The organism is Flavobacterium frigidum, assembly GCF_048286795.2.
Genome location: NZ_JBLVPT020000006.1, coordinates 138,956 through 159,961, shown reverse-complemented (window position 1 = coordinate 159,961; position 21,006 = coordinate 138,956). Strand labels below are relative to the sequence as shown.

25 protein-coding genes and 1 pseudogene are annotated in these 21,006 nt (G+C 33.7%); 17 read left to right on the top strand and 9 right to left on the bottom strand.

Annotated features, from left to right (window positions below):
- The first annotated feature begins 318 nt into the window (after window positions 1–318).
- The 4 genes from ACNQGB_RS08945 (at window position 319) to ACNQGB_RS08930 (ending at window position 3,945) form a co-directional block, all read left to right on the top strand.
- The gene (locus ACNQGB_RS08945) at window positions 319–1,122 is read left to right on the top strand and encodes a hypothetical protein (RefSeq protein ID WP_417943401.1); all 804 of its coding nucleotides are present in this window, start codon (window positions 319–321) and stop codon (window positions 1,120–1,122) included.
- Window positions 1,123–1,368: 246 nt separating this feature from the next.
- Window positions 1,369–2,205 (top strand): serine O-acetyltransferase, encoded by an 837-nt coding sequence (locus tag ACNQGB_RS08940; RefSeq protein WP_417943402.1) that lies wholly within the window; start codon window positions 1,369–1,371, stop codon window positions 2,203–2,205.
- A 5-nt stretch (window positions 2,206–2,210) separates the two neighbouring features.
- Window positions 2,211–3,125, top strand: a complete 915-nt coding sequence (gene cysK, locus ACNQGB_RS08935) for a cysteine synthase A (protein WP_417943403.1) — start codon at window positions 2,211–2,213, stop codon at window positions 3,123–3,125.
- Between the two features lie 235 nt (window positions 3,126–3,360).
- Window positions 3,361–3,945 (top strand): fasciclin domain-containing protein, encoded by a 585-nt coding sequence (locus tag ACNQGB_RS08930; protein ID WP_417943404.1) that lies wholly within the window; start codon window positions 3,361–3,363, stop codon window positions 3,943–3,945.
- 126 nt (window positions 3,946–4,071) lie between these two features.
- On the opposite strand, the gene ACNQGB_RS08925 is transcribed toward ACNQGB_RS08930, so the two are convergent.
- Entirely contained in the window at window positions 4,072–5,196 is a 1,125-nt protein-coding gene (locus ACNQGB_RS08925) for a cysteine desulfurase family protein (RefSeq protein WP_417943405.1), read from the bottom strand.
- 18 nt (window positions 5,197–5,214) lie between these two features.
- On the bottom strand, window positions 5,215–6,135 hold the full coding sequence (locus ACNQGB_RS08920) for an EamA family transporter (RefSeq protein WP_417943406.1): 921 nt from the start codon (window positions 6,133–6,135) through the stop codon (window positions 5,215–5,217).
- 203 nt (window positions 6,136–6,338) lie between these two features.
- Here ACNQGB_RS08920 and ACNQGB_RS08915 point away from each other — a divergent pair, with 203 nt between their 5' ends.
- Window positions 6,339–7,283, top strand: a complete 945-nt coding sequence (locus tag ACNQGB_RS08915; RefSeq protein ID WP_417943407.1) for a hypothetical protein — start codon at window positions 6,339–6,341, stop codon at window positions 7,281–7,283.
- 139 nt (window positions 7,284–7,422) lie between these two features.
- Here the strand turns inward: ACNQGB_RS08915 and ACNQGB_RS08910 are convergent, their stop codons facing one another.
- Complete coding sequence (locus ACNQGB_RS08910; RefSeq protein WP_309757229.1) at window positions 7,423–7,974, bottom strand: Smr/MutS family protein; 552 nt, start codon at window positions 7,972–7,974, stop codon at window positions 7,423–7,425.
- On the bottom strand, window positions 7,967–8,149 hold the full coding sequence (locus ACNQGB_RS08905) for a hypothetical protein (RefSeq protein WP_417943408.1): 183 nt from the start codon (window positions 8,147–8,149) through the stop codon (window positions 7,967–7,969). Before ACNQGB_RS08905 ends, ACNQGB_RS08910 begins: the two co-directional genes overlap by 8 nt.
- Before the next feature lie 102 nt (window positions 8,150–8,251).
- Between ACNQGB_RS08905 and ACNQGB_RS08900 the strand changes: the two genes are divergently transcribed.
- Window positions 8,252–8,536 carry a DUF2752 domain-containing protein gene (locus ACNQGB_RS08900; protein ID WP_417943409.1) on the top strand — a complete coding sequence of 95 codons (285 nt, stop codon included), beginning with the start codon at window positions 8,252–8,254 and terminating at the stop codon, window positions 8,534–8,536.
- Between the two features lie 18 nt (window positions 8,537–8,554).
- Here ACNQGB_RS08900 and ACNQGB_RS08895 read toward each other — a convergent pair whose 3' ends face one another.
- Window positions 8,555–9,253 carry a DUF1003 domain-containing protein gene (locus ACNQGB_RS08895; RefSeq protein ID WP_309757223.1) on the bottom strand — a complete coding sequence of 233 codons (699 nt, stop codon included), beginning with the start codon at window positions 9,251–9,253 and terminating at the stop codon, window positions 8,555–8,557.
- 388 nt (window positions 9,254–9,641) lie between these two features.
- Here ACNQGB_RS08895 and cysM point away from each other — a divergent pair, with 388 nt between their 5' ends.
- Together cysM and ACNQGB_RS08885 are read left to right on the top strand one after the other, a co-directional pair.
- Window positions 9,642–10,529, top strand: coding sequence for a cysteine synthase CysM (gene cysM / locus ACNQGB_RS08890; protein WP_309757222.1), 888 nt, complete (start codon window positions 9,642–9,644; stop codon window positions 10,527–10,529).
- 90 nt (window positions 10,530–10,619) lie between these two features.
- Entirely contained in the window at window positions 10,620–11,264 is a 645-nt protein-coding gene (locus ACNQGB_RS08885) for an SGNH/GDSL hydrolase family protein (RefSeq protein WP_417943410.1), read from the top strand.
- A 91-nt stretch (window positions 11,265–11,355) separates the two neighbouring features.
- Here the strand turns inward: ACNQGB_RS08885 and ACNQGB_RS08880 are convergent, their stop codons facing one another.
- Together ACNQGB_RS08880 and ACNQGB_RS08875 are read right to left on the bottom strand one after the other, a co-directional pair.
- Window positions 11,356–11,766, bottom strand: a complete 411-nt coding sequence (locus ACNQGB_RS08880) for an OsmC family protein (RefSeq protein ID WP_417943411.1) — start codon at window positions 11,764–11,766, stop codon at window positions 11,356–11,358.
- Between the two features lie 399 nt (window positions 11,767–12,165).
- The gene (locus tag ACNQGB_RS08875; protein ID WP_417943412.1) at window positions 12,166–12,393 is read right to left on the bottom strand and encodes a hypothetical protein; all 228 of its coding nucleotides are present in this window, start codon (window positions 12,391–12,393) and stop codon (window positions 12,166–12,168) included.
- Window positions 12,394–12,912: 519 nt separating this feature from the next.
- Between ACNQGB_RS08875 and rlmD the strand changes: the two genes are divergently transcribed.
- The 3 genes from rlmD to ACNQGB_RS08860 are packed head-to-tail and all read left to right on the top strand — an operon-like array spanning window position 12,913 to window position 15,689.
- Window positions 12,913–14,325 (top strand): 23S rRNA (uracil(1939)-C(5))-methyltransferase RlmD, encoded by a 1,413-nt coding sequence (gene rlmD, locus ACNQGB_RS08870; RefSeq protein WP_417943413.1) that lies wholly within the window; start codon window positions 12,913–12,915, stop codon window positions 14,323–14,325.
- A 37-nt stretch (window positions 14,326–14,362) separates the two neighbouring features.
- The gene (locus ACNQGB_RS08865) at window positions 14,363–14,884 is read left to right on the top strand and encodes a DUF6452 family protein (protein WP_417943414.1); all 522 of its coding nucleotides are present in this window, start codon (window positions 14,363–14,365) and stop codon (window positions 14,882–14,884) included.
- Window positions 14,856–15,689, top strand: a complete 834-nt coding sequence (locus tag ACNQGB_RS08860) for a DUF6048 family protein (protein WP_417943415.1) — start codon at window positions 14,856–14,858, stop codon at window positions 15,687–15,689. Before ACNQGB_RS08865 ends, ACNQGB_RS08860 begins: the two co-directional genes overlap by 29 nt.
- 76 nt (window positions 15,690–15,765) lie before the next feature.
- Here ACNQGB_RS08860 and ACNQGB_RS08855 read toward each other — a convergent pair whose 3' ends face one another.
- Entirely contained in the window at window positions 15,766–16,002 is a 237-nt protein-coding gene (locus tag ACNQGB_RS08855) for a hypothetical protein (protein ID WP_309757211.1), read from the bottom strand.
- A gap of 57 nt (window positions 16,003–16,059) precedes the next feature.
- Window positions 16,060–17,235 (bottom strand): THUMP domain-containing class I SAM-dependent RNA methyltransferase, encoded by a 1,176-nt coding sequence (locus ACNQGB_RS08850; protein ID WP_417943416.1) that lies wholly within the window; start codon window positions 17,233–17,235, stop codon window positions 16,060–16,062.
- Window positions 17,236–17,304: 69 nt separating this feature from the next.
- Here ACNQGB_RS08850 and ACNQGB_RS08845 point away from each other — a divergent pair, with 69 nt between their 5' ends.
- From ACNQGB_RS08845 to ACNQGB_RS08820, 6 genes and pseudogenes are all read left to right on the top strand, one after another.
- Window positions 17,305–18,069, top strand: a complete 765-nt coding sequence (locus tag ACNQGB_RS08845) for a class I SAM-dependent DNA methyltransferase (RefSeq protein WP_417943417.1) — start codon at window positions 17,305–17,307, stop codon at window positions 18,067–18,069.
- A 2-nt stretch (window positions 18,070–18,071) separates the two neighbouring features.
- The gene (locus tag ACNQGB_RS08840) at window positions 18,072–18,740 is read left to right on the top strand and encodes a ZIP family metal transporter (RefSeq protein WP_417943418.1); all 669 of its coding nucleotides are present in this window, start codon (window positions 18,072–18,074) and stop codon (window positions 18,738–18,740) included.
- Window positions 18,741–18,743: 3 nt separating this feature from the next.
- Entirely contained in the window at window positions 18,744–19,250 is a 507-nt protein-coding gene (locus ACNQGB_RS08835) for a hypothetical protein (RefSeq protein WP_417943419.1), read from the top strand.
- A 34-nt stretch (window positions 19,251–19,284) separates the two neighbouring features.
- Window positions 19,285–20,100 carry an N-acetylmuramic acid 6-phosphate etherase gene (gene murQ / locus ACNQGB_RS08830; RefSeq protein WP_417943420.1) on the top strand — a complete coding sequence of 272 codons (816 nt, stop codon included), beginning with the start codon at window positions 19,285–19,287 and terminating at the stop codon, window positions 20,098–20,100.
- A 275-nt stretch (window positions 20,101–20,375) separates the two neighbouring features.
- Window positions 20,376–20,597, top strand: a complete 222-nt coding sequence (locus ACNQGB_RS08825) for a DUF6095 family protein (RefSeq protein ID WP_309756781.1) — start codon at window positions 20,376–20,378, stop codon at window positions 20,595–20,597.
- A pseudogene (locus tag ACNQGB_RS08820) lies at window positions 20,597–20,974 on the top strand (pentapeptide repeat-containing protein); the annotation flags it as partial. The gene ACNQGB_RS08825 and the pseudogene ACNQGB_RS08820, both read left to right, overlap by 1 nt.
- Between the last annotated feature and the right edge of the window lie 32 nt (window positions 20,975–21,006).

The following is a 21,006-nucleotide window of genomic DNA, read 5'->3' as shown; positions in this document are numbered from 1 at the left end:
GGCTCAGTAAATATTTTTGATTTCAGATTTATTAATCCGATTGGTGTACACCAATCGGATTTTTTTATGGCATTTAAATAAGAATACAGTATTTATTCTTTTCAAATCCAATATGGCGAAGTATCAATACTTAGTATATTATTAAGCTTTAATTCTTAATTTAAGTATTGATTTTCAAACTGTTAATCTAAAAATTATGTAACTTTTTTACAGAATTACATAACAACATAAGTCCTTATAATTCAGTAATTTGACTAAATGAAAATAGTAAAACAAACACAGAAAAATTTCTTTATCTAACTATTTAAATAAAAGTCTATGAAAAATATTTATTTGAATGCTGAAACAATTAGCGATGTTTTTAACGGACTTGAAAATTCATTTAGTGCTATTTTAAATTCAACTGATAACGATTTTAAACTAAACTTAAATACTAATTTAATAAAAGGGCAAATTCAAGGAATTACTTTTATAAATGGCATTACTGCTGTTCAGGTTGAGATGACATTTTTTGATGATGTAATGCTAAGCATGGAATCTTTAGGCACTTCATCAATTGTATTTGCTTACTGTGATGGCGATCATTTCAAACACAGTTTTGGCAGTTCAGGTCAGCATATAAGCATTAGAAAACACCATTCTGCTGTAATCAATAGCAATCGAAGTATCAATACGGTCTTCCATTTTCATAAAAATTCAACTGTTCAGTTCTCACTAATTAAAGTTGAAATTGGAAATGTTGGAAAAACAGTCAAAGATTCTTTACTTTATAATTTGAAAAAAACTTTTTTGAATAAACAAACCAATTACTGCTATAATGGACTACAAAACATTAAAATTGCAGAAAAATTAAGATTTTTAAAAACTATTACAGCTCCAGGAATGGTGGGACATATTCTAAAAAAAGACTGTATTCAATCGATATTAGAAATGGAAATAAATGACAATACTGCTGCGTTGCAAAAGTTATCAATTTCCATCAATCGTTCGGCTTTGAACCAAATTAATGAAATAAAAAAAATATATAATTTTATCAAACCCTATGCTATTGGTTCTGTATATCATAAACTAATGCCATCTAAAAATAAAATTTTGATCAAATCCATTTTAGAAGAAAATTAGATACTTGGTTCACCTTTTGTCAATAAAAAAAATCTACTTGTAATATTTTATTCTCCAACCTATATTGATTAGTTTCTCATCACGATATCTAAATAAAAATTTATTTTAAACACAAAGAACTCATTTTGTGGGAATTTAACATATTAACATTTATTTACAAATCAGGGTTTTGAACGTATTCAATTCTACTCTATCTTTGTTTTTAAGTGATTTTACTAGTTTAATTCTGAATTTATTTTACCATCAATGAATATTGAATCCAACCGTTTTTCGAATATATTACATAAAAACCAAAATGAAAATTGGGTACGAGCGATTGACTCTTCAAAAATTATCAATTGGATTGATGATTTGTTCAAAATATTATTTCCCGAGAAGGCTCTTGAAACTATCCATATCGAATTACTATTGGATCAAAATAAAGCCAACTTTATTGCAATTCTTTCAGAAATTGTAAAAGATAAAACGGCTAATGAAATTTTAGATGATGCCGACGCTTTTTACACAAGGTTACCCAGTTTGTATAATGCTATGCAAAAAGATGCGCAAGCGATTCTAGATACTGATCCTGCAGCAGACTGTATTCAGGAAATAATCAACTCCTATCCTGGTTTTTTTGCTATAGAAGTCTATCGCATTGCCAATGCTATTGCATCTCGAACAGCATGCCTGCTACCGCGAATACTTACAGAATACGCACATAGCAAAACTGGAATTGACATTCACCCCAGTGCAACCATTGATGTTCCGTTCATGATAGATCATGGGACCGGAATTGTTATTGGTGAAACCACAATTATTGGGAAGTATGTCAGTATTTATCAAGGTGTTACTTTGGGAGCTTTGCAAGTAGAAAAGAGCATGCAGGAGAAAAAACGCCATCCTACAGTTGAGGATCATGTTATTATTTATGCCAATGCAACGATTTTAGGCGGAAGTACCATTATAGGCAATCACAGTATTGTAGGCGGAAATACGTTTATTACCAAGAGTGTCAATCCGTACTCCTTTGTGATGCAATCCAATAAAAATACGGTTTTGAATCAACAAGAAATTAAAGACATCAATTTTTTCTCAATATAAATACTATGAAATACAACAACATACTCGAAACAATTGGCAATACGCCACATGTAAAAATTAATCGCTTATTTGGGGCCAACCATAATGTGTGGATTAAGCTCGAACGTGCTAATCCTGGCGCTAGTATCAAGGATAGAATTGCTCTAGCCATGATCGAAGATGCCGAAGAAAAAGGGCTACTAAAAAAAGGTGGAACCATCATTGAAGCTACTTCAGGGAATACAGGAATTGGACTAGCAATGGTAGCGGCAGTAAAAGGATATACCTTAATACTAGTTATGCCAGAATCGATGTCTATTGAACGTCGCCGACTCATGAGTTTGTACGGTGCAGAATTTGTTTTGACACCCCGAGAAAAAGGAATGAAAGGTGCTTTAGAAAAAGCTAAAGAATTAGTAAGCGATATGCCTAATGCGTGGTCTCCGCTACAATTTGAAAATCCTGTCAATATCGAAATTCATAAAAAAACAACCGCATTAGAAATTATAAAAGCATTTCCAGACGGTTTAGATTATATGATTACTGGCGTAGGAACTGGAGGTCATATTACGGGTTGTGCTGCAATTTTGAAACAACATTACCCCAACTTAAAAGTATTTGCAGTAGAACCTGAAGCGTCACCAGTTATTAGTGGTGGTGATCCCGCTCCACACCAAATACAGGGAATTGGCGCTGGATTTATACCTGTAAACCTGCATATAGATTTACTTGATGGAACCATACAAGTGAGCAAGGACGAAGCCTTTGCCTATGCACAAAGAGCAGCTAAAGAGGAAGGAATGTTTATTGGAATCTCATCTGGGGCATCACTGGCTGCCGTGGCTAAAAAACTACCAGAAATCCCAGAAAATGCTAAGGTATTAACCTTTTGTTACGATACTGGAGAACATTATTTAAGCATTGAAGGTTTGTTTGTTTAAACGAAGAATTTATTAAACACCAATAACTAGCTTGTAATTTAATTCATCTCGCTAAATGTTACTAAATTACCCTAATTAAAAGCAATTTTATGTGAACCTAAAGGATTTATAATCCTGTAAAGTCAAATTATTAAAAATTACAATATTACTATTTGTTTAATTTATTGTTAAAAAAATTAAACAAATTAAATTTATGTTTATATTTGATAATCTTAATTTAAACAAAAATAATATTATGAAATTAGTAAAAACAATTAGCGCATTTGTACTTTTAGGAGCAATCGCAACTTCTTGTGGAGAGAAGAAACAAGCTGAATCAACAGAAATGGCAGACACTACTGCTGTCGCAGTAGACACAACAGTTGTTGAAGAAACTCCAAACATCGTAGGTGTCGCAGCTGGAAATGCTGATTTTTCAACACTTGTGGCAGCAGTTAAAGCAGCTGGATTGGTAGAAACTTTAAGCAGCGAAGGGCCTTTCACAGTATTTGCACCGAATAATGCAGCATTCGACAAACTACCTGCTGGAACTGTAGATGGTTTATTGAAACCAGAGAGTCTTGAAAAATTAAAAGCAGTTTTAACGTATCACGTAGTATCTGGTAAATTTGACGCTGCAACTGTAATTGATGCTATCAACAAAAACAACGGAAAATATACCGTTACTACTGTACAAGGTGGTAAAATTGTTTTAAGTTTGATGGATGGTAAAGTAATGCTAACGGATGCTAATGGTGGATCTGCAATGGTAGTACTTGCTGATGTAGCTGCTTCAAACGGAGTAATACATGCTATTGATACAGTGGTTATGCCTAAATAATTTATTGCTTAATCGAAAAACGCCGTTGCTTGATAGCAACGGCGTTTTTTTTTACAATTATGTCCCGTCCTGAAATAACGATACACAATAAGTATCCTATTAGAAAACGACTTTGAAACAATTATTTTAAATGCTTTTCAAAGCCTCAATCAGCACATCAATATCCTCTTTTGTGTTGAAATGACTAAACGAAATGCGTAAACTTGGCTTTTTTAAATCATCGTCAGAAAGCATTTCGGCTAGAACATGTGATGGTTTTATGCTACCGGACTGACAAGCACTTCCGCGAGAAACCGCAATTCCTTTCATGTCTAAATGAAACAGTAGCATCGCTGTTTTTGCTGGAGCAAAAGGTAATAGAACATTCAATACAGTATAAAATCCGTTTGGAGTTCCATTGATTTTGAAATCAGGAAATTCAGTTTTGAGTTGGATGATCAAATAATTTTTTAACTCTGTAATATGATTCTGCTCCACTTCTAAGTTGGCATAGGAAAGTTCCAATGCTTTTGCCATACCCGCAATTTGGTGTAAGGCTTCGGTTCCAGCTCGCAGTCCTTTTTCTTGTTCCCCACCAAAAAACAACGGTTGTAAACCGGAATTTTTTCGAATGTAAGCAAAACCAACTCCTTTTGGTCCATGAAATTTATGGGCGCTCGCCACAATAAAATCAACGGAAATCGATTGCAAATCAATACTCATTTTACCAATAGATTGAACGGTATCTGAATGAAACAAAACCTTATGCTCTTGACAAATACGACCAATTCGCTCTAAATCTAAGATAGTGCCAGTTTCATTATTAACGTGCATCAGACTTACAAGGGTTTTTATATCCTTTGAAAGTAACTCTACTAAATGCGTAATGTCTATTTCGCCATTGGGTTTGACATTCACATAATCAATCTGGATCCCAAAGTCTTTCTCTAAAACTAACGCCGCGTATAAAACCGCATGATGTTCTATTTTACTGGTAATAATTCGTTTTACCTGTAAATCTTTTACAGCAGAACGAAGAATCCAATTGTTGGCTTCTGTTCCACATGAAGTAAAAATAATCTCCTGAGCAGTCGCATTGAGATTCTTTGCTATCGATTTTCTAGAAAGTTCCAATATATTTTTAGCGGCACGACCTAAACTATGAGTCGAAGATGGATTACCATACTCCTCTGTCATAACTTTGCTCATTTCTTGGATCACTTCGGCACGAATAGCAGTTGTTGAAGCGTTATCGAGATATACTTTTTTCATACTTTTAAAATTAAAAAATTACTTTAAGACCTCTATTTCTGAAGAGACGACCTTAGACTTCCTGTGGAAAATAAACTTCTCATTAAAGATAATTATCGAAATGATTATCAGCCCATAGGAAAACAACTGAAGTGAAGTTACATCTTCATGATAATAAAATAGCGCTAATAGAAATCCAATAATGGGATTAATATAAATCATAATACCAACTGCAGACGAATTTATTCCCTTTAATGCGTACAAATTCAAAAACAATGGAATGATTGTAAAAAAGACTACAATTACTAATAAACAGCCATAAAATAATGGCTCTACAGGCAACAAGCCACTATGACTAGGATAAAATGGCAGCAAAATGACCGCAGTAAAAACCAATTGAATCGTTAGAACTAGAAATTTATCCAACGCCGTATTTTTTCTTTGGCTTACTAAATAAAGTGCATAAGTAGTTGCCGTAATCAAGCTGTAAAATAGATCTTCGAAATGATTGATAGACGATAAAATACAGCTAAAAAAGCTAATTAATACCGCAAACCATTGCCATTTACTCAATTTTTCTTTCAAAATGACAAAAGCAAATATAGTTGTCAAAATTGGACAAATCATGTAAGCCAGCGAAGCTGCTTTCACACTTATATGATTCATGACATAAATAAAAACAAACCAGTTTGAAGACAGTAGCACACCACCCCCAAGCGTTAAAAAGACAACACTTTGTTTTTGTTTGATAGACAAACTCTTGAAATGATTCCAATTTTGCAACATTACACTACTCCTAAAAACTCCATTGATGAATACCATGAGTGCAACACTAAAAAAAACACGGTAAAATAAAATATCCAACGAAGCGTAATTATGTAGCGGTTTTAACGCTAAACTAAAAAAACCCCAGATAAAAAAAGCAGAAAAGGCAGCAAGATAATATTTGTTTATTCTCATTTAATATTAAAATTTATGCAAAGATAATGATTTATATGCGCTTTGAATTCGACCAATCGCTACAAAACAAGAACGCTAACGCTATTTTTTTTAACATTTTAAAAAAAATTAAAAACCCAAAATCCTGTTAAAAAATCTAATTTTAAAGTAGAATTCAATTGGAACAAATTAAAAATTCTATTTTTGTTACAAATAGTATAAAAATGAAAAGAGTTGTAAGTATATTAATTTTGGCCATGTTTCTAAATGGTTGTGATGATGGAGATTTAATTCAAGAAGACATAAATTTTGAAAATGCAACCGCACAAAAATGCTCCGCCAATAACATAATTTATAAACTTAAAGATAGTGAAGCCCTTATTCTTGATGCCACAGGAATTATTTTTCCCGCTGAGACTACAATTCAAGAATTAGACATTAGCACAACCAACCGCGTGATCTATCGTTTTTATAACGGGACAGTTACGGCAGCTACACTTTGTGAATCAATACCACCAGCAACTCCAGTAGTTAGCAATCAATGGTCAGCTGTTAGCGGAAAAATAGTAATCACAACCACTGCTGTAAAAACCACGAATCAAACTGATAACAGTACTAAAATTACTGGTTACAATCATAATATCACCTTTAAAAACATCACGTTCGATAAAGGGAATGGCACCCAAGTGTATGAGACATTTGCTTTTGGCGACTACGCAACCAGTACTAATTCATTGCCATTTGCTTTTACCAAAGTGCTAAAGCAATGTGCTACTTCCAAACAATTGTATGACAAGAACAGTAGTGAAGCGCTTATTCTTGACATTGAACCCAACCTAATTGTGAATGAAGCAACACCACTAAATACCCCAAGAACAGGTTTAATAGGCGAAACTAAAAACAAACTTACCTACCGATTATTTTCTGGTTTATTGACTGATGATTACTTTTGCAAGACTACTTATCCTGCAACTCCAGCAATAACAGAAGAATGGATTGGAGTAACGGGTGTGGCAAATACGAGCGGAATAATTGAAGTTACAACTACTACTTTTGGAACAGGATTTAAGCATACCGTTGTACTTAAAAAAGTAAAAATGAAGAAAGGAAATAGCGATTTTATTTTAGGAGACAACTACATTTATGGCGAATTATTGACCACAAATTAACCTAAAAAAAAAGCCAAATTTTTAATCCAAAATCAACAGATTTTTGTGCAAAAAAAAGGTCTAATTTTTAAGTGATTTAATCCATTAAATCACTTAAAAATTAGACCTTTTTTTGTGTTGTAAAGACGTTAAATTTGATTTACATCGCACTTTGTTTGATAAAAACTTCTGTTGCACCTTGACCATATTTTTGATAATTACCTTCTTGAAAAGCGATATTATCATAACGGCCTAATAAGAAATCCAACTCTGCTTTCAGAATTCCTTCCCCCACACCGTGGATAAAAACAATCTTTGGAATGCGATTGCGAATGGCAAATTCTATATGTCGTTTGGCCGTTTCCGTTTGTAATGTTAGAATATCATAATTCGACATTCCGCGTTTGTTGGGCACTAACTTTTCGATGTGTAAATCAAACTCTGGGGCTGCAATTTCGTGCTTTGATTTCTTTTCTTTGACAAAATTACGTGGTTTTGGAATCTCTTTTTCTTTTGCAATTTCATCTACATTGATTCTTCTAATAGAATCTAGTAAGTTACTGGAATCGTTTATTTTAATTAACTCGTTGACAAGAAATGTCATCGTAAATCCATCTTCTGTTTCTACGGTAACATGCTTGTCATTGACTGACAACACTACTCCATTTATTGCTTCGTCAAGCACAGATACTTTATCTCCTTTATTAAACATTTTCGTCTTCTTTATCTTGATTTTTACTCGGTGTTTTGGCACTCAATTGCATCATTCCCATCATGAAAACAACAATAGCAATTACCATAATGAACACATTTTTTTTGGCACTCACCTGCTCATATAAAGCAATTGTAATCGCCACAACCATTATTGGAATTATAAACTTTCTCATCTTTTTACTTATCAGTTTTCAAAAGTAATGAATTTAAAATTGCATCAATTAGTATAGCAACCGTTTCTTATTTTTTTTGTAAAATTGTAAAAAGAAAAACCATTGAATTTAGATAAATACATGTTGCCCTGTTTAAGCAAAACGCTTTTCGGAATAGAGTGTTTGGGTTGTGGTTTTCAAAGAAGTTTTTTGCTCCTCATACAAGGAGATTTTGAAGGAGCTTTCAAGATGTATCCTGCCATTTTTACCACGCTTTTTTTTCTAGGAATTTTGGCTTTGAATTGGATTGATTCCAACCGAAATTACAAAAAATTGATTATCGGTTCAGCACTACTAAATAGTGTTATAATGATTGTGGGGTATTATTTTAAACACTACTATTCCTAACTTTTTTTACAAACGTATTTATTTGATACGTGATAAAATATCATTCATCTTTTCGATTTGTACTTTTTGAATTTCAATTAATTCTTCTTGTTGGCGCATAATTAAATGATCCAGTTTTTCATGAAGCATTCTAATTTCAAGTTCTGATTTCAAATTTATCATATAATCTTTTTTGGCTCTTTCCCTATCTTTTTCTTCCTGACGATTTTGACTCATCATAATCACCGGAGCCTGCAATGCAGCAAGACATGATAATATCAAATTCAATAAAATAAAAGGATACGGATCAAACCCTTTATTCAGCAGTAAATAAATATTAGCCAAAATCCACAAAAAGATAAAAACACCAAAAAGGATTATGAATTTCCAGCTTCCGCCAAAAGCAGCTACCTGATCTGCTACTTTTTGACCTACAGTTCGAACACCAATTTCATCTTCAACTGTATTTACTAGAGACTTGTCCTCGTTTAGCGATCCAATTACTTTGGCTTCAAAATTAGACAACTCCCCTATTTCGACAACGAGGTAATTCGAAATATACTTTTCACGAAACATATTCAATTCTGAGATGGATAAAAACTTACTTTCATCAAAATCAGGATACTCATTTTGAATTAGTGTCAAAATTGGATTTCGTATCGATTTTGCTGTAATTCTATCCACTAAAGGAAATTCTTTTTTTGAAATGTCGCTGATGAAGGAAGTTTTGGATTTCATGAGATATGTTTACGGCTAAAGTAAAAAAACAGTTTCATCCAAACTAATTATCGGCTCCTACATATTGAAAATAAAACAGATACAACTTTACTTTCAAATTTCAATGGTATATAAGCTGTATCTCAAATCTTTTTTCTAATTCATTTATTTAACAAAAATGTCAAAAAATGCCCAATAGCTTTTAGAAGAAGATCTAAATATTTAGAAATACTTCAATACCTTTGCATTTCGTTTTAAAGCTCTAAAAATGTTATTTTATTTCCAAAATATTCACTGCTATTATTGTTGTTGCTGTTTTTAAAATACGCGCTTCATCAAACAATCTTGAATCTTGAATATCAATTGTAAACCTAAAATCTGAGGTTTGCGCCTTAAGTTACTATACCGCATGAAATCACAAAAAATATTAGACCTAATTGGCAATACACCACTAGTAGAAGCTACTAACTTGGTACAAAACAAGCATGTAAAACTTTTATTAAAGCTCGAAGGCAACAACCCAGGAGGTAGTGTAAAAGATCGTGCCGCATACAACATGATCGCTGCTGCCATAGAACGAGGGGATATCAAAAAAGGAGACAAGCTAATTGAGGCCACAAGTGGCAATACCGGAATTGCTTTGGCAATGATTGCACAATTGTTCCATATCGAAATTGAATTGGTTTTACCAGAAGATTCTACTAAAGAACGTACGCAAACAATGCGTGCATATGGAGCTACTGTGATTTTAACTCCTGCGGCAACGGGAATTATTGGATCACGAGATTATGCCGACAAAAAAGTAGCCGAAGGCGGTTACGTGATGCTCAATCAGTTTGCAAATGAAGACAACTGGAAAGCGCATTACAAAACAACTGGACCAGAAATCTGGAACGATACCGAAGGAACTGTAACGCACTTTATTGCAGCTATGGGAACCACGGGAACCATAATCGGCACTTCAAGTTATTTAAAAGAAAAGAATCCAGCCATTCAGATTGTGGGCGCTCAACCCAGCGATGGATCTCAAATACCGGGAATTAGAAAATGGCCACAGGAATATTTACCAAAAATATTTGATGCTGATAAAGTTGATCGAATCATTGAAGTTTCAGAAGAAGAAGCAAGAGCCATGACCAAACGTTTGGCGCTAGAGGAAGGAATTTTTGCGGGAATGAGTAGCGGTGGTTCAGTTGCAACTGCGGTTAAAATTGCCGAAGAATTAGATTCTGGTGTAATTGTAGCCATTATTTGTGACCGAGGCGATCGGTATTTATCTTCGGATTTATTCGATTAGTGTTAATAGGATTGTACAAACAACTTTATCTTTATTTCAATTTTAGAAAAAGTGTCTTGACTCAGGAAGACAATTCTTTATGTGATTACTATGGGAAGACAATTAGCTCAAGATTGGCCAAATTTAAAAAAATACCAAAACGAAAATACGACACTGCAAAAAGCAACTTCTAGCAAAGAAAGAGTAGTTTTTATGGGTGATTCAATAACCGAATTTTGGAGTATTTCGGATCCTCATTTTTTTACTAAAAATCTTTATATCAATCGCGGCATCAGCGGTCAAACAACACCTCAAATGCTTGTTCGTTTTAGAGCGGATGTTGTTGCGTTGCAGCCAGCCGTTGTGCATATTCTGGCAGGAATCAATGACATTGCTGGTAATACAGGCCCCACGGCTTTAGAAATGATAGCCAACAATATCTTTTCGATGGCTGAATTGGCAAAAGCAAACCAAATTAAAGTGATTTTATGTTCTGTTTTACCAGCGTATGATTTCCCTTGGAATCCCAATCAAAATCCAGCTGAAAAAGTAGTTGCTTTAAATAAAATGATAAAAAATTATGCTGACGCCAATGACATTCTTTATCTCGATTATTTTTCGGCTATGAAAGATAAACACAACGGATTGCGTGCAGACTATTCCGGAGACGGCGTACATCCCAACAAATTAGGGTATCAAATAATGGCACCTCTTGCTGAAAAAGCAATCGTGGAAATCTTGGGACAAAATAATTAGATTAATAGGAGAGAAATTCATAATTTCTAAGCACAAAATAAAAAGGCTCGATTTGCATTAAATCGAGCCTTTTTACAATGTAAAATTTTGATTATCCTAAAGTGGCTGTACTTGAAATTGCTGCATTCAATACTTTAGAAATAGGACAATTTTTCTCAGCTTTAGTGACCAATTGCTGAAAAGCATCATCAGTTATTCCAGTGACTTTTGCCTGAACCGTTAAATGTGACGTTAAAATTGTTCCGTCGACCAAATCAATATCGCATTTGGTTTCGATACTTTCAATTTCAAAACCAGCTTCGGTAATGTATGCCGAAAGTTGCATTGTAAAACAACCTGAATGAGCCGCTGCAATCAGTTCTTCGGGATTTGTCCCTACGCCTTCTTCAAAACGAGATTTAAAGGAATATTGCGTATCGTTTAGAGTGGTACTTTGTGTGGTTAATTTTCCGGTTCCTTCTTTGAGTGAACCATTCCAGACTGCTGTTGCGTTTCTTTTCATAATATCTATTTTTTATATACTCAAATTTAAGCTTTTTAAAAAAGAAACCCTTTCAAGAGCTTGACATTTAACGTTAATTTAAAAAATCATTAAACGAAACGACATCAATAGCATGCGGATTCGGTATATTGACTTTAAAAGTTTCTAGAAGTGTCCACATAAACTATAATCCTTTCGTTTTAAACTGCATTACAAATAAATTTACATATGCGAGTAGATCTATTTTATAAAATTACGAAGTTGTACTACAGTTATAAATAAAATAAGTATAAACTGCAAAAGAATAATACAACAGTATTTGGTTTGGTATGAATAAATAAAAAATCGGTAAGAATTAAACCACTATTAGGTCAATATATACCGATTTGATATTCAATTCAATACTATGTGATGTGTTTTTTAGTTACTGCTTTTACCTCTTAATAGCGCAACTATAATAATTATGAAAACGGCAGCGCCTACAACTAAAACCCATGGTTCTGCATACCAATCATTTCCTCCATCGTTTAAATTCAAATTTACATCTACTTCTTTATCTTGCGCCTGTGCGATCCCTTGAAATAAGAAAAGTGAAGCTATTGCTAAAGTTTTTTTAAAATTTGTGCTGCTGTTTTGTATTTGTTTCATGTTAATTGTTTTTAAATTAATGACAAAAATTATGTTAATAATGATATTAAAACAAATTTATTAATACAACTGAATGGAATTGTTATTCAATTAAATTAAAACATTACATAATTTACATAATCTACTTGAGAACCTACACCGCTGCATATTAATAAAATGTTGATAAGTATTGAAAGGCGTTCGTGAATCTGGGTTGTAAAAAAACGAACCATAGTTGAATCTATAGCATGTTTTGCCAGTCAAAATTTATAGTGAAAAACAACAAAAAAAGTAGCGCCTTGATTGATTCCACTAGTCACACGCTGCCCCTGATTGTAGTGAAAATCTCGAAGCAGCGGGAGCGTAAAAAACCGTGCGAGAAAAGAGCGACCGCAGCAAGCTCCTTTTACCGCCGGTTTTGAGCTCCTAAAACGAGGATTTGCAACGAAAAGCAGGAAAAGGCACAAATAAAACTAGGTGAATTTAAAAAAAATTCTCAATTTGAATTTATAAAACCATTCAAACGCTTATTTTTGCGCTATGGCTAAGAAAAATACAGACAAAGTTGTCTTTCATCAAATAAAAGTCCTTGATGCTGGTGCAAAAGGCGTATCGGTAGCAAAGGCGCCGGATGGTAAAGTAATTTTTATACCAAATGTCGTTCCTGGAGATGTGGTTGATGTGCAAACGTTCAAGAAACGTAAGGCGTACTACGAAGGAAAAGCAGTTCACTTTCATGAATTTTCTGAACATAGAATTGAACCAATTTGCGAGCATTTTGGTGTTTGTGGTGGTTGTAAATGGCAGAATATGAAGTACAGCCAACAGTTGTATTACAAGCAAAATGAGGTGCTGAATCATTTACAACGCATTGGAAAAGTGGAACTTCCAGAATTTGAATCGATTCTAGGTTCAGAGAAACAGTTTTTTTACAGAAACAAAATGGAATTTTCGTTTTCTAACAGTCGCTGGTTGACCGAAAAGGAAATTAGTAGCACTGAAGATTTAGGAAACAGAAACGCACTTGGTTTCCATATTCCGAAAATGTGGGATAAAATTCTGGATATTAACAAATGTCATTTGCAAGAAGATCCATCAAATGCGATTAGAAACGAAGTAAGGGATTTTGCAAATGAAAACGGATTGACGTTTTTTAACCCGAGAGAACATTCTGGATTATTGCGAACGCTGATGTTGCGTACGGCATCAACAGGAGAAATTATGGTTTTGATTCAGTTTTTTGAAAACGACAAAGCCAGTAGAGAATTAATTTTGGACCATCTTTACGAAAAATTCCCTCAAATAACTTCCTTGCAATTCGTTATCAATAATAAAGCAAACGATACTTTATACGATACGGATATCAAATTATACAAAGGAAGAGATTATATTTTGGAGGAAATGGAAGGTTTGAAATTTAGCATTAATGCCAAATCTTTTTACCAAACTAATTCTGATCAAGCGTATGAATTGTATAAAATCACTAGAGATTTTGCAGGATTAACCGGAAATGAAATTGTGTATGATTTATACACAGGAACGGGTACTATTGCACAGTTTGTTTCGAAAAAAGCGAAAAAAGTAATTGGTGTAGAAAGTGTTCCCGATGCGATAAAAGATGCTAAAGCAAATGCTGTACGCAATGAAATTACAAATTGTGAATTCTTTGTAGGAGATATGAAAGTGGTGTTTAATGATGCATTTATTGCACAACACGGTCATCCTGATGTGATAATCACAGATCCACCAAGAGATGGAATGCACAAAGATGTAATTGAACAAATAATGAAAATTGCACCTGCAAAAGTGGTTTATGTAAGTTGCAATTCGGCTACACAAGCACGTGATTTGGCCTTAATGGACGAGAAGTATAAAGTGACCCGAGTGCGTCCTGTAGATATGTTTCCGCAAACGCATCACGTGGAAAATGTTGTACTTTTAGAAAGAAGATAAGCCCCCTAACCCCCAAAGGGGGAACAATATGAAGGATATGAAAAAAATAATTTTAGTCGTATTTGCAGTAGCACTATCCTTCTCCAGTTGCGAGAAAGATGATATATGCGATGCAAATACACCAACAACACCGCGAATTGTGATTGGTTTTTACGATTTTTCGAATCCTTCGGTTTTAAAAAACGTAACGAATCTAAAAGTGGTAGGTGAAGGCATGACGGATGGAATAGTTTTTAATGGTAGTCCAACTACAAGTGGCAATACCATTTCGATTCCGTTAAAAACAGTAGGAACCAGCACTAGCTATAGTTTGACTTTGAATTCTGGCAATACAAATGCGGCCTTAGTAAACGTAGATAATTTAAAATTTGATTATGCAACTCAGGAAATATTTGTTTCCAGAGCTTGCGGTTACAAAACGACTTTTACATTAGACGCAACCAATCCCTACACGCATACAGATGGCCCAGCAGCAGATCAAAAATGGATTAAATTTATCTCGGTGGAAAAAAATATTATAGAAAACGAAAATGAAACACACATTAAGATCTTTTTTTAGTTTTTGTCTTCTATTGTGGCTGACTCTTGCACAATCACAAGAAACAACGCCTGCTAAAAGTACTCCAATAAGTCCCGTGAATAACGAAAGGATTCCCGAAGCCCCTTTACCACTCGTGAAAATTAATCCTGACATTAAAAAGAATGATTCGATTCCCGTAAAAACCAATCGCTACGGCGTACGTGTAGGAATAGATTTGTACAAGCTGACTCGTGCTTTATATGACAAAGATTATAAAGGAATTGAGTTTGTGGGAGATTACAGATTGACTAAAAAATATTTTTTGACAGCCGAACTTGGAAACGAAAATAAAACTACCGATGACGACCGCCTTAATTTTACTACTAAAGGTTCTTATATTAAAGCAGGTTTTGATTACAATGCATATGAAAACTGGCTGGACATGGAAAATATTATTTCCATAGGAATGCGATATGGTTTCAGTACTTTTAACCAGCAATTAAACAGTTATCGCATCTACAATGCAAATCCTTATTTTGGTGAAGCACCAGTTATTGCATCCGGTCAGAAATACGATGGGTTAACGGCCAGTTGGATAGAAGTTGTAGCTGGAGTAAAAGCAAAAGTATTTAATAATGTCTTTTTGGGCTTTAGTCTTCGACTGAATAGATTGGTAACTAATAAAGAACCTGAGAATTTCTCCAATTTATACATTCCTGGATTCAATAGAACCTACGATGGAAGTTTTGGTGTAGGTTTTAACTACACGGTAACTTATTTTGTTCCCATTTACAAGAAAAAAGTAAAACCTGTTGCGGTTGTTAAAAAAACTAAGGAAAAATAATTACGAATTATGAACAAAAAAAATCGCAAAGAAATAATACTCTCTGCGATTTTTTTGTTGTTAGAATAAACATATATTATCCTATTTCCTTAATTCCTTTCATGAAAATCCATTTCATAAATAATTTTTCTCCGTCTTTGGTTTTTACAGCTTGGAATTTAGGAGCTATAATAGTCCCAATGATAAAGGCGGTCAATGGAATCCAGAAACTGGTTAAATTAGTATAATGCGCTACGATGTAGCGAACAGAGATAAACAATATGGCAAAGCATCCCAATTGGTAAAGAAAAGCTCGTATTTGTAGTTTGGTCATTTTTTTAGTCTTAAAGTTGTAAAGTCAAAAGGTCGAAAGTAAAAATTTGAATAATGCCTATTCAACACTATCAGTTACTACCTGAAACTTTGTTCTCTTGCTTCCTTCGTACATTTCATATTTTACCAAACGAGCTTCTAAACCAGCATTAAAAAGTTTGATTTTTCTCGAAGGTTTTAATCCCACATATTTCAATGCTTCTAGATTGGCTGTAATCATCCAGGCATTAGTACCAGGATAATTTTTCTTTAAAGTATCCCCAATATTTTTGTAGAATTCTTCCATATGAATGTCCAATCGCTCATCATACGGCGGATTGAAAACGACATGTAACTTCCCTTCTGAAGTTTTTTCGGTATCAAAGAAGTTTTGTTCTTCGATAGAAATATACTCGTCCAAATTAGCATTTTTGATGTTGTCCTTGGCTTTCTGAACCGCACTAGGTGCTTTATCGTAGCCTTTTATGGTGTAATGAAATTCTCGAACACGCTTCAATAAACTATCTGAAATTGCATCGAACAAATCATTGTCCCAATCATTCCATTTTTCGAACGCAAATTCTTTACGGTTAATATTTGCTGGGATATTGCAGGCAATCATGGCTGCTTCGGCTAAGAATGTTCCCGAACCACACATTGGATCTAAGAAATCTGTTTGGCCATCCCAACCCGAAAGCAATAAAATTCCGGCAGCCAATACTTCGTTTATAGGAGCAATATTAGTAGCCGTTCTATACCCACGTTGGTTCAAGGCATTTCCGGAAGTATCCAAAGCTACCGATACTTGGTCTTTATCAATATGGACGTTAATTCTTAAATCTGGATGCACTTTATCGATACTCGGACGTTGCCCAGTTCGTTCTCTGAACTGATCTACGATAGCATCTTTACATTTTTGAGATACAAATTCAGAGTGATTAAAATATTCTGAATGAACAGTAGTGTCTATTACAAATGTTTGATTGGCTCCAATCAATTTTGACCAATTCACACTAGAAATCCCTTTATACAAAGCCTGTTCGTTATTGGCTTTAAAAAAGTAAATCGGTTTTAAAATTTTCAATGCGGTACGTAACGACAAATTTGCTTTGTACATAAACCCTTTGTCACCCTTAAAACTAACCATTCTTACTCCTTGCTCCACGTTTTGAGCGCCCAGCATTTGCAATTCTTTTGCTAATATTTCTTCAAAACCAAAAAAGGTTTTGGCAACCATTTTATAATTATTTTCCATTGTAAAATCAAGTATTCGTTGCAAAAATACACTAAATTTGCCTGAATCGAATTAATTGAAAAAGAATAAATGTCTGCAGCGCAAAATCCTCCTATTGAAAATCAATTGAAATCAACAGAAAACTGGTATACCTCTTGGTTTGACAGCCCGTATTATCACATCCTTTACAAAGATAGAAATTACAGAGAAGCTCAGGTTTTCATGGATAACCTTACCCATTATCTCAATCTTCCAGAAAAGGCAAACGTGCTGGATCTAGCTTGTGGCAAAGGCCGTCATTCTATTTACTTAAATCAATTGGGTTTTACGGTACTAGGAGCAGATTTATCAGAGAACAGCATTCTTGAAGCTGCTAAAAACACAAATGATAGCCTTCACTTCAAAGTGCATGATATGCGAGAACCATTTGAAGAAAAGTTCGATGCTATTTTTAATTTATTTACCAGCTTTGGTTATTTTGAAAACGATGAAGACAATCTTACTACGCTAAAATCTATAAAAGAAAGCTTATCTGAATATGGATTTGCAGTTATCGATTTTATGAATGTTGCCCAAGTGCTCGAAACATTAGTTCCCGAGGAGACCAAAACAGTTGAAGGCATCGACTTTCATATTAAACGTTATTTGAAAGACGGTCATATTTACAAAGAAATTGATTTTGAAGACAAAGAACAAAAATTTCATTTTACCGAAAAAGTAAAAGCCCTGACCCTAAAAGATTTTGAGGAGTTAATGGAGGAAGCTGGAATTTATCTATTAGACATTTTTGGCGATTATAAACTGAAAAAATTCCATAAAACCGCGAGCGAACGCCTAATCATGATTTTTAAATAATAATGAATTACCTTTTACCATTACTTTCTGTAATCATAGGTTATATAGCCGCATTGATTATAAGACCAAAGAATAAAAGTAACCTCAAATTGCTATTGGCTTTTAGTGGCTCTTTCCTGCTTTCCTTAACGGTTATGCATTTATTACCTGAAATTTACGAAAGTAAAAATTCACACATTGGGCTCTTTATCATGTTGGGAATTTTGTTTCAAATTATCTTGGAATTTTTTTCCAAAGGAGCAGAACACGGACATGTACACGGACACGAAAAAATGATGCAAATTCCATGGTTACTTTTTTTTAGCCTCTGTATTCATGCGTTTCTAGAAGGATTTCCTGTAAGCCATCATAAGGATTTAGCCATAGGAATAGCCATCCATCATTTGCCTATTGCTATTATTTTGACTACTTTTTTTATCAATGCTAGTCTCGATAAAAAAGCTATTTTTTTCTTTATGACCACCTTTGCCGTAATGACTCCGTTGGGAACTTTTTTATCTGATTATTTGCCAATATTAAAGGTGTATTATACTGAAATCACTGCCATCGTAATAGGAATATTATTTCACATTTCATCAACCATTATTTTCGAAAGCAGCGAAGGACATAAGTTCAATATTGCCAAAGTTTCTATGATTGTGATAGGAATTGCATTGGCGTATTATATATAAAAAATGAAAAATTTAAATCTGCCAAAAGTAATCATTATTTCTATTTTCTCATTTACTTCTTGTGCTTACGTAAAAATGAGGACAATACCAGGGTTCAAATTTGAAAAAGAATCAACTTTTAGCATCACAAGTTTTACAACGGATGCAGATACTAAAACGTTAGCTGAATTAAATTATTTATTACAACAAAAAGGTTTTAATATTGTTTCAAATTCAAACGCAAGTAAAGCGATTCAAAACAAAGACGCATTTAATTTCAAATATAACAATGAAGAAATTAAAGAGATCTTGACAATTAAAGATATAAAATCCGTCTATGAAATAAGAATTCAATATAAATATTATCATGATGTATTTAAATATAACTATAAAGAGTTTAAAGCAACAATAATTGATATGAATAGCAACAAAGTTGTTTCTTATTATATTTCGGGAGACAAACCTATCAGCAGAGTTCTTAGACAGTTTACCGAAAAAATAGCGAAAGACGTTTATCATGAATCTAACTAATTTTAATTAATTTTTTAACCTTGATTTTCAATTAATGACCTTCACAAAAACCACCGAACAATCTTCAAAATACGAACATTTAGAAAAAATGTCGGTTCAAGAATTGTTGTCTAATATCAATCAGGAAGACAAAACCGTTCCGCTTGCTGTAGAAAAAGCGTTGCCACAAATAGAAATTTTAGTGCCTGAAATCGTTGCTAAAATGAAACTAGGTGGTCGATTATTCTACATAGGTGCCGGAACATCAGGACGTATAGGAATACTCGATGCTTCAGAATGTCCGCCTACGTTTGGCGTTCCTTTTGATTTAGTAATCGGAATTATTGCCGGTGGCGATACTGCTATTCGCAAAGCAGTAGAAAATGCAGAGGACAACACCACACAAGCCTGGATTGACTTGAAAGCTTTCAATATAAATGAAAATGACGTAGTTATTGGCATTGCAGCCTCAGGAACCACGCCTTATGTTATTGGTGGCTTGCAAGCTTGTAACGAAAATAACATTACTACGGGAAGCATTTCTTGTAATGCTGGAAGTCCGCTTTCTAAAACTTCAAAATTTCCTGTCGAGGTAATTGTAGGACCAGAATTTGTAACTGGTAGTTCCCGCATGAAAGCAGGAACGGCACAAAAACTAATCCTCAACATGATTAGCACTGCCACGATGATTCAACTAGGAAAAGTAAAAGGCAACAAAATGGTCGACATGCAACTCAGCAACAGCAAACTGGTAGATCGTGGGGTAAAAATGATAATGGAAGAAATTCAAGTGTCTTATGATGAAGCTAGTGAACTGTTACAAAAATACGGCAGCGTAAGGAAAGCTGTTGATTTTTACCAGTCTAAATAATGGTATTCCTTTTTTATTTTGGACTGGCATTGCTACCCATTCTATGGATCATTACACTCTATTTTTTACGAAAATGGAAGTACATCAAGATCTTTTCCATGTTAAATATTTTTTTAATAACAGTATATTTCTTTTTGATTTTTCATTCTATTTTTTACTTTTTTAAAACGGATCTTTTAGGACTAAAAACCATTTTTTTATTCTTATATTTAATGATTTTTCAAACAGTTATGAATTTTATTTTCTCACTTTATTATCAATACAAACATAAATAAATGGCCACGAATAAAGAACTATTATCAAAAGGAATAAAATATCTTGCAGGTGCTTTACCCCTATTATTCTTGGGTCCAGCGGTAATTTATAATGCCTTTATGAATAAAGAAAACAACTGGCATTACCTCGTTTTGGCAATTGGTATTCTTGCTTGTGGTGCTGCCATGTATTTAATGTATGCCGGTTTAAAATTTATTATGAAAAGTTTATTTAACGACTGATGGAAGATCTCATTCACATTCAAAAAACATTTGATAAAGTCATCTGGGTTGGAAAAAGAATTAACAATCGCGAATTTGAAGATTGTATATTTAAGAATTGCGATTTCTCGAGCAGTAATTTTTCGAACAATACTTTTATGGATTGCGAGTTTATCGATTGCAATTTATCTATGACTGATTTAACGGGAACTAGCCTAAAAACCGTTAGTTTCAAAAACTGTAAATTACTTGGCATCCATTTCAATACGTGTACTGATTTCTTGTTCGCAGTACATTTTAAACAATGTGTTTTAGATTTCGCTTCGTTTGCGAATAAAAAAATACAGAAAACAAAGTTCAATTCCTGTTCTTTGAAAGAGGTTACTTTTAGCGGTGCTAATCTTACGAATTCAGTGTTTCAAGAATGTAA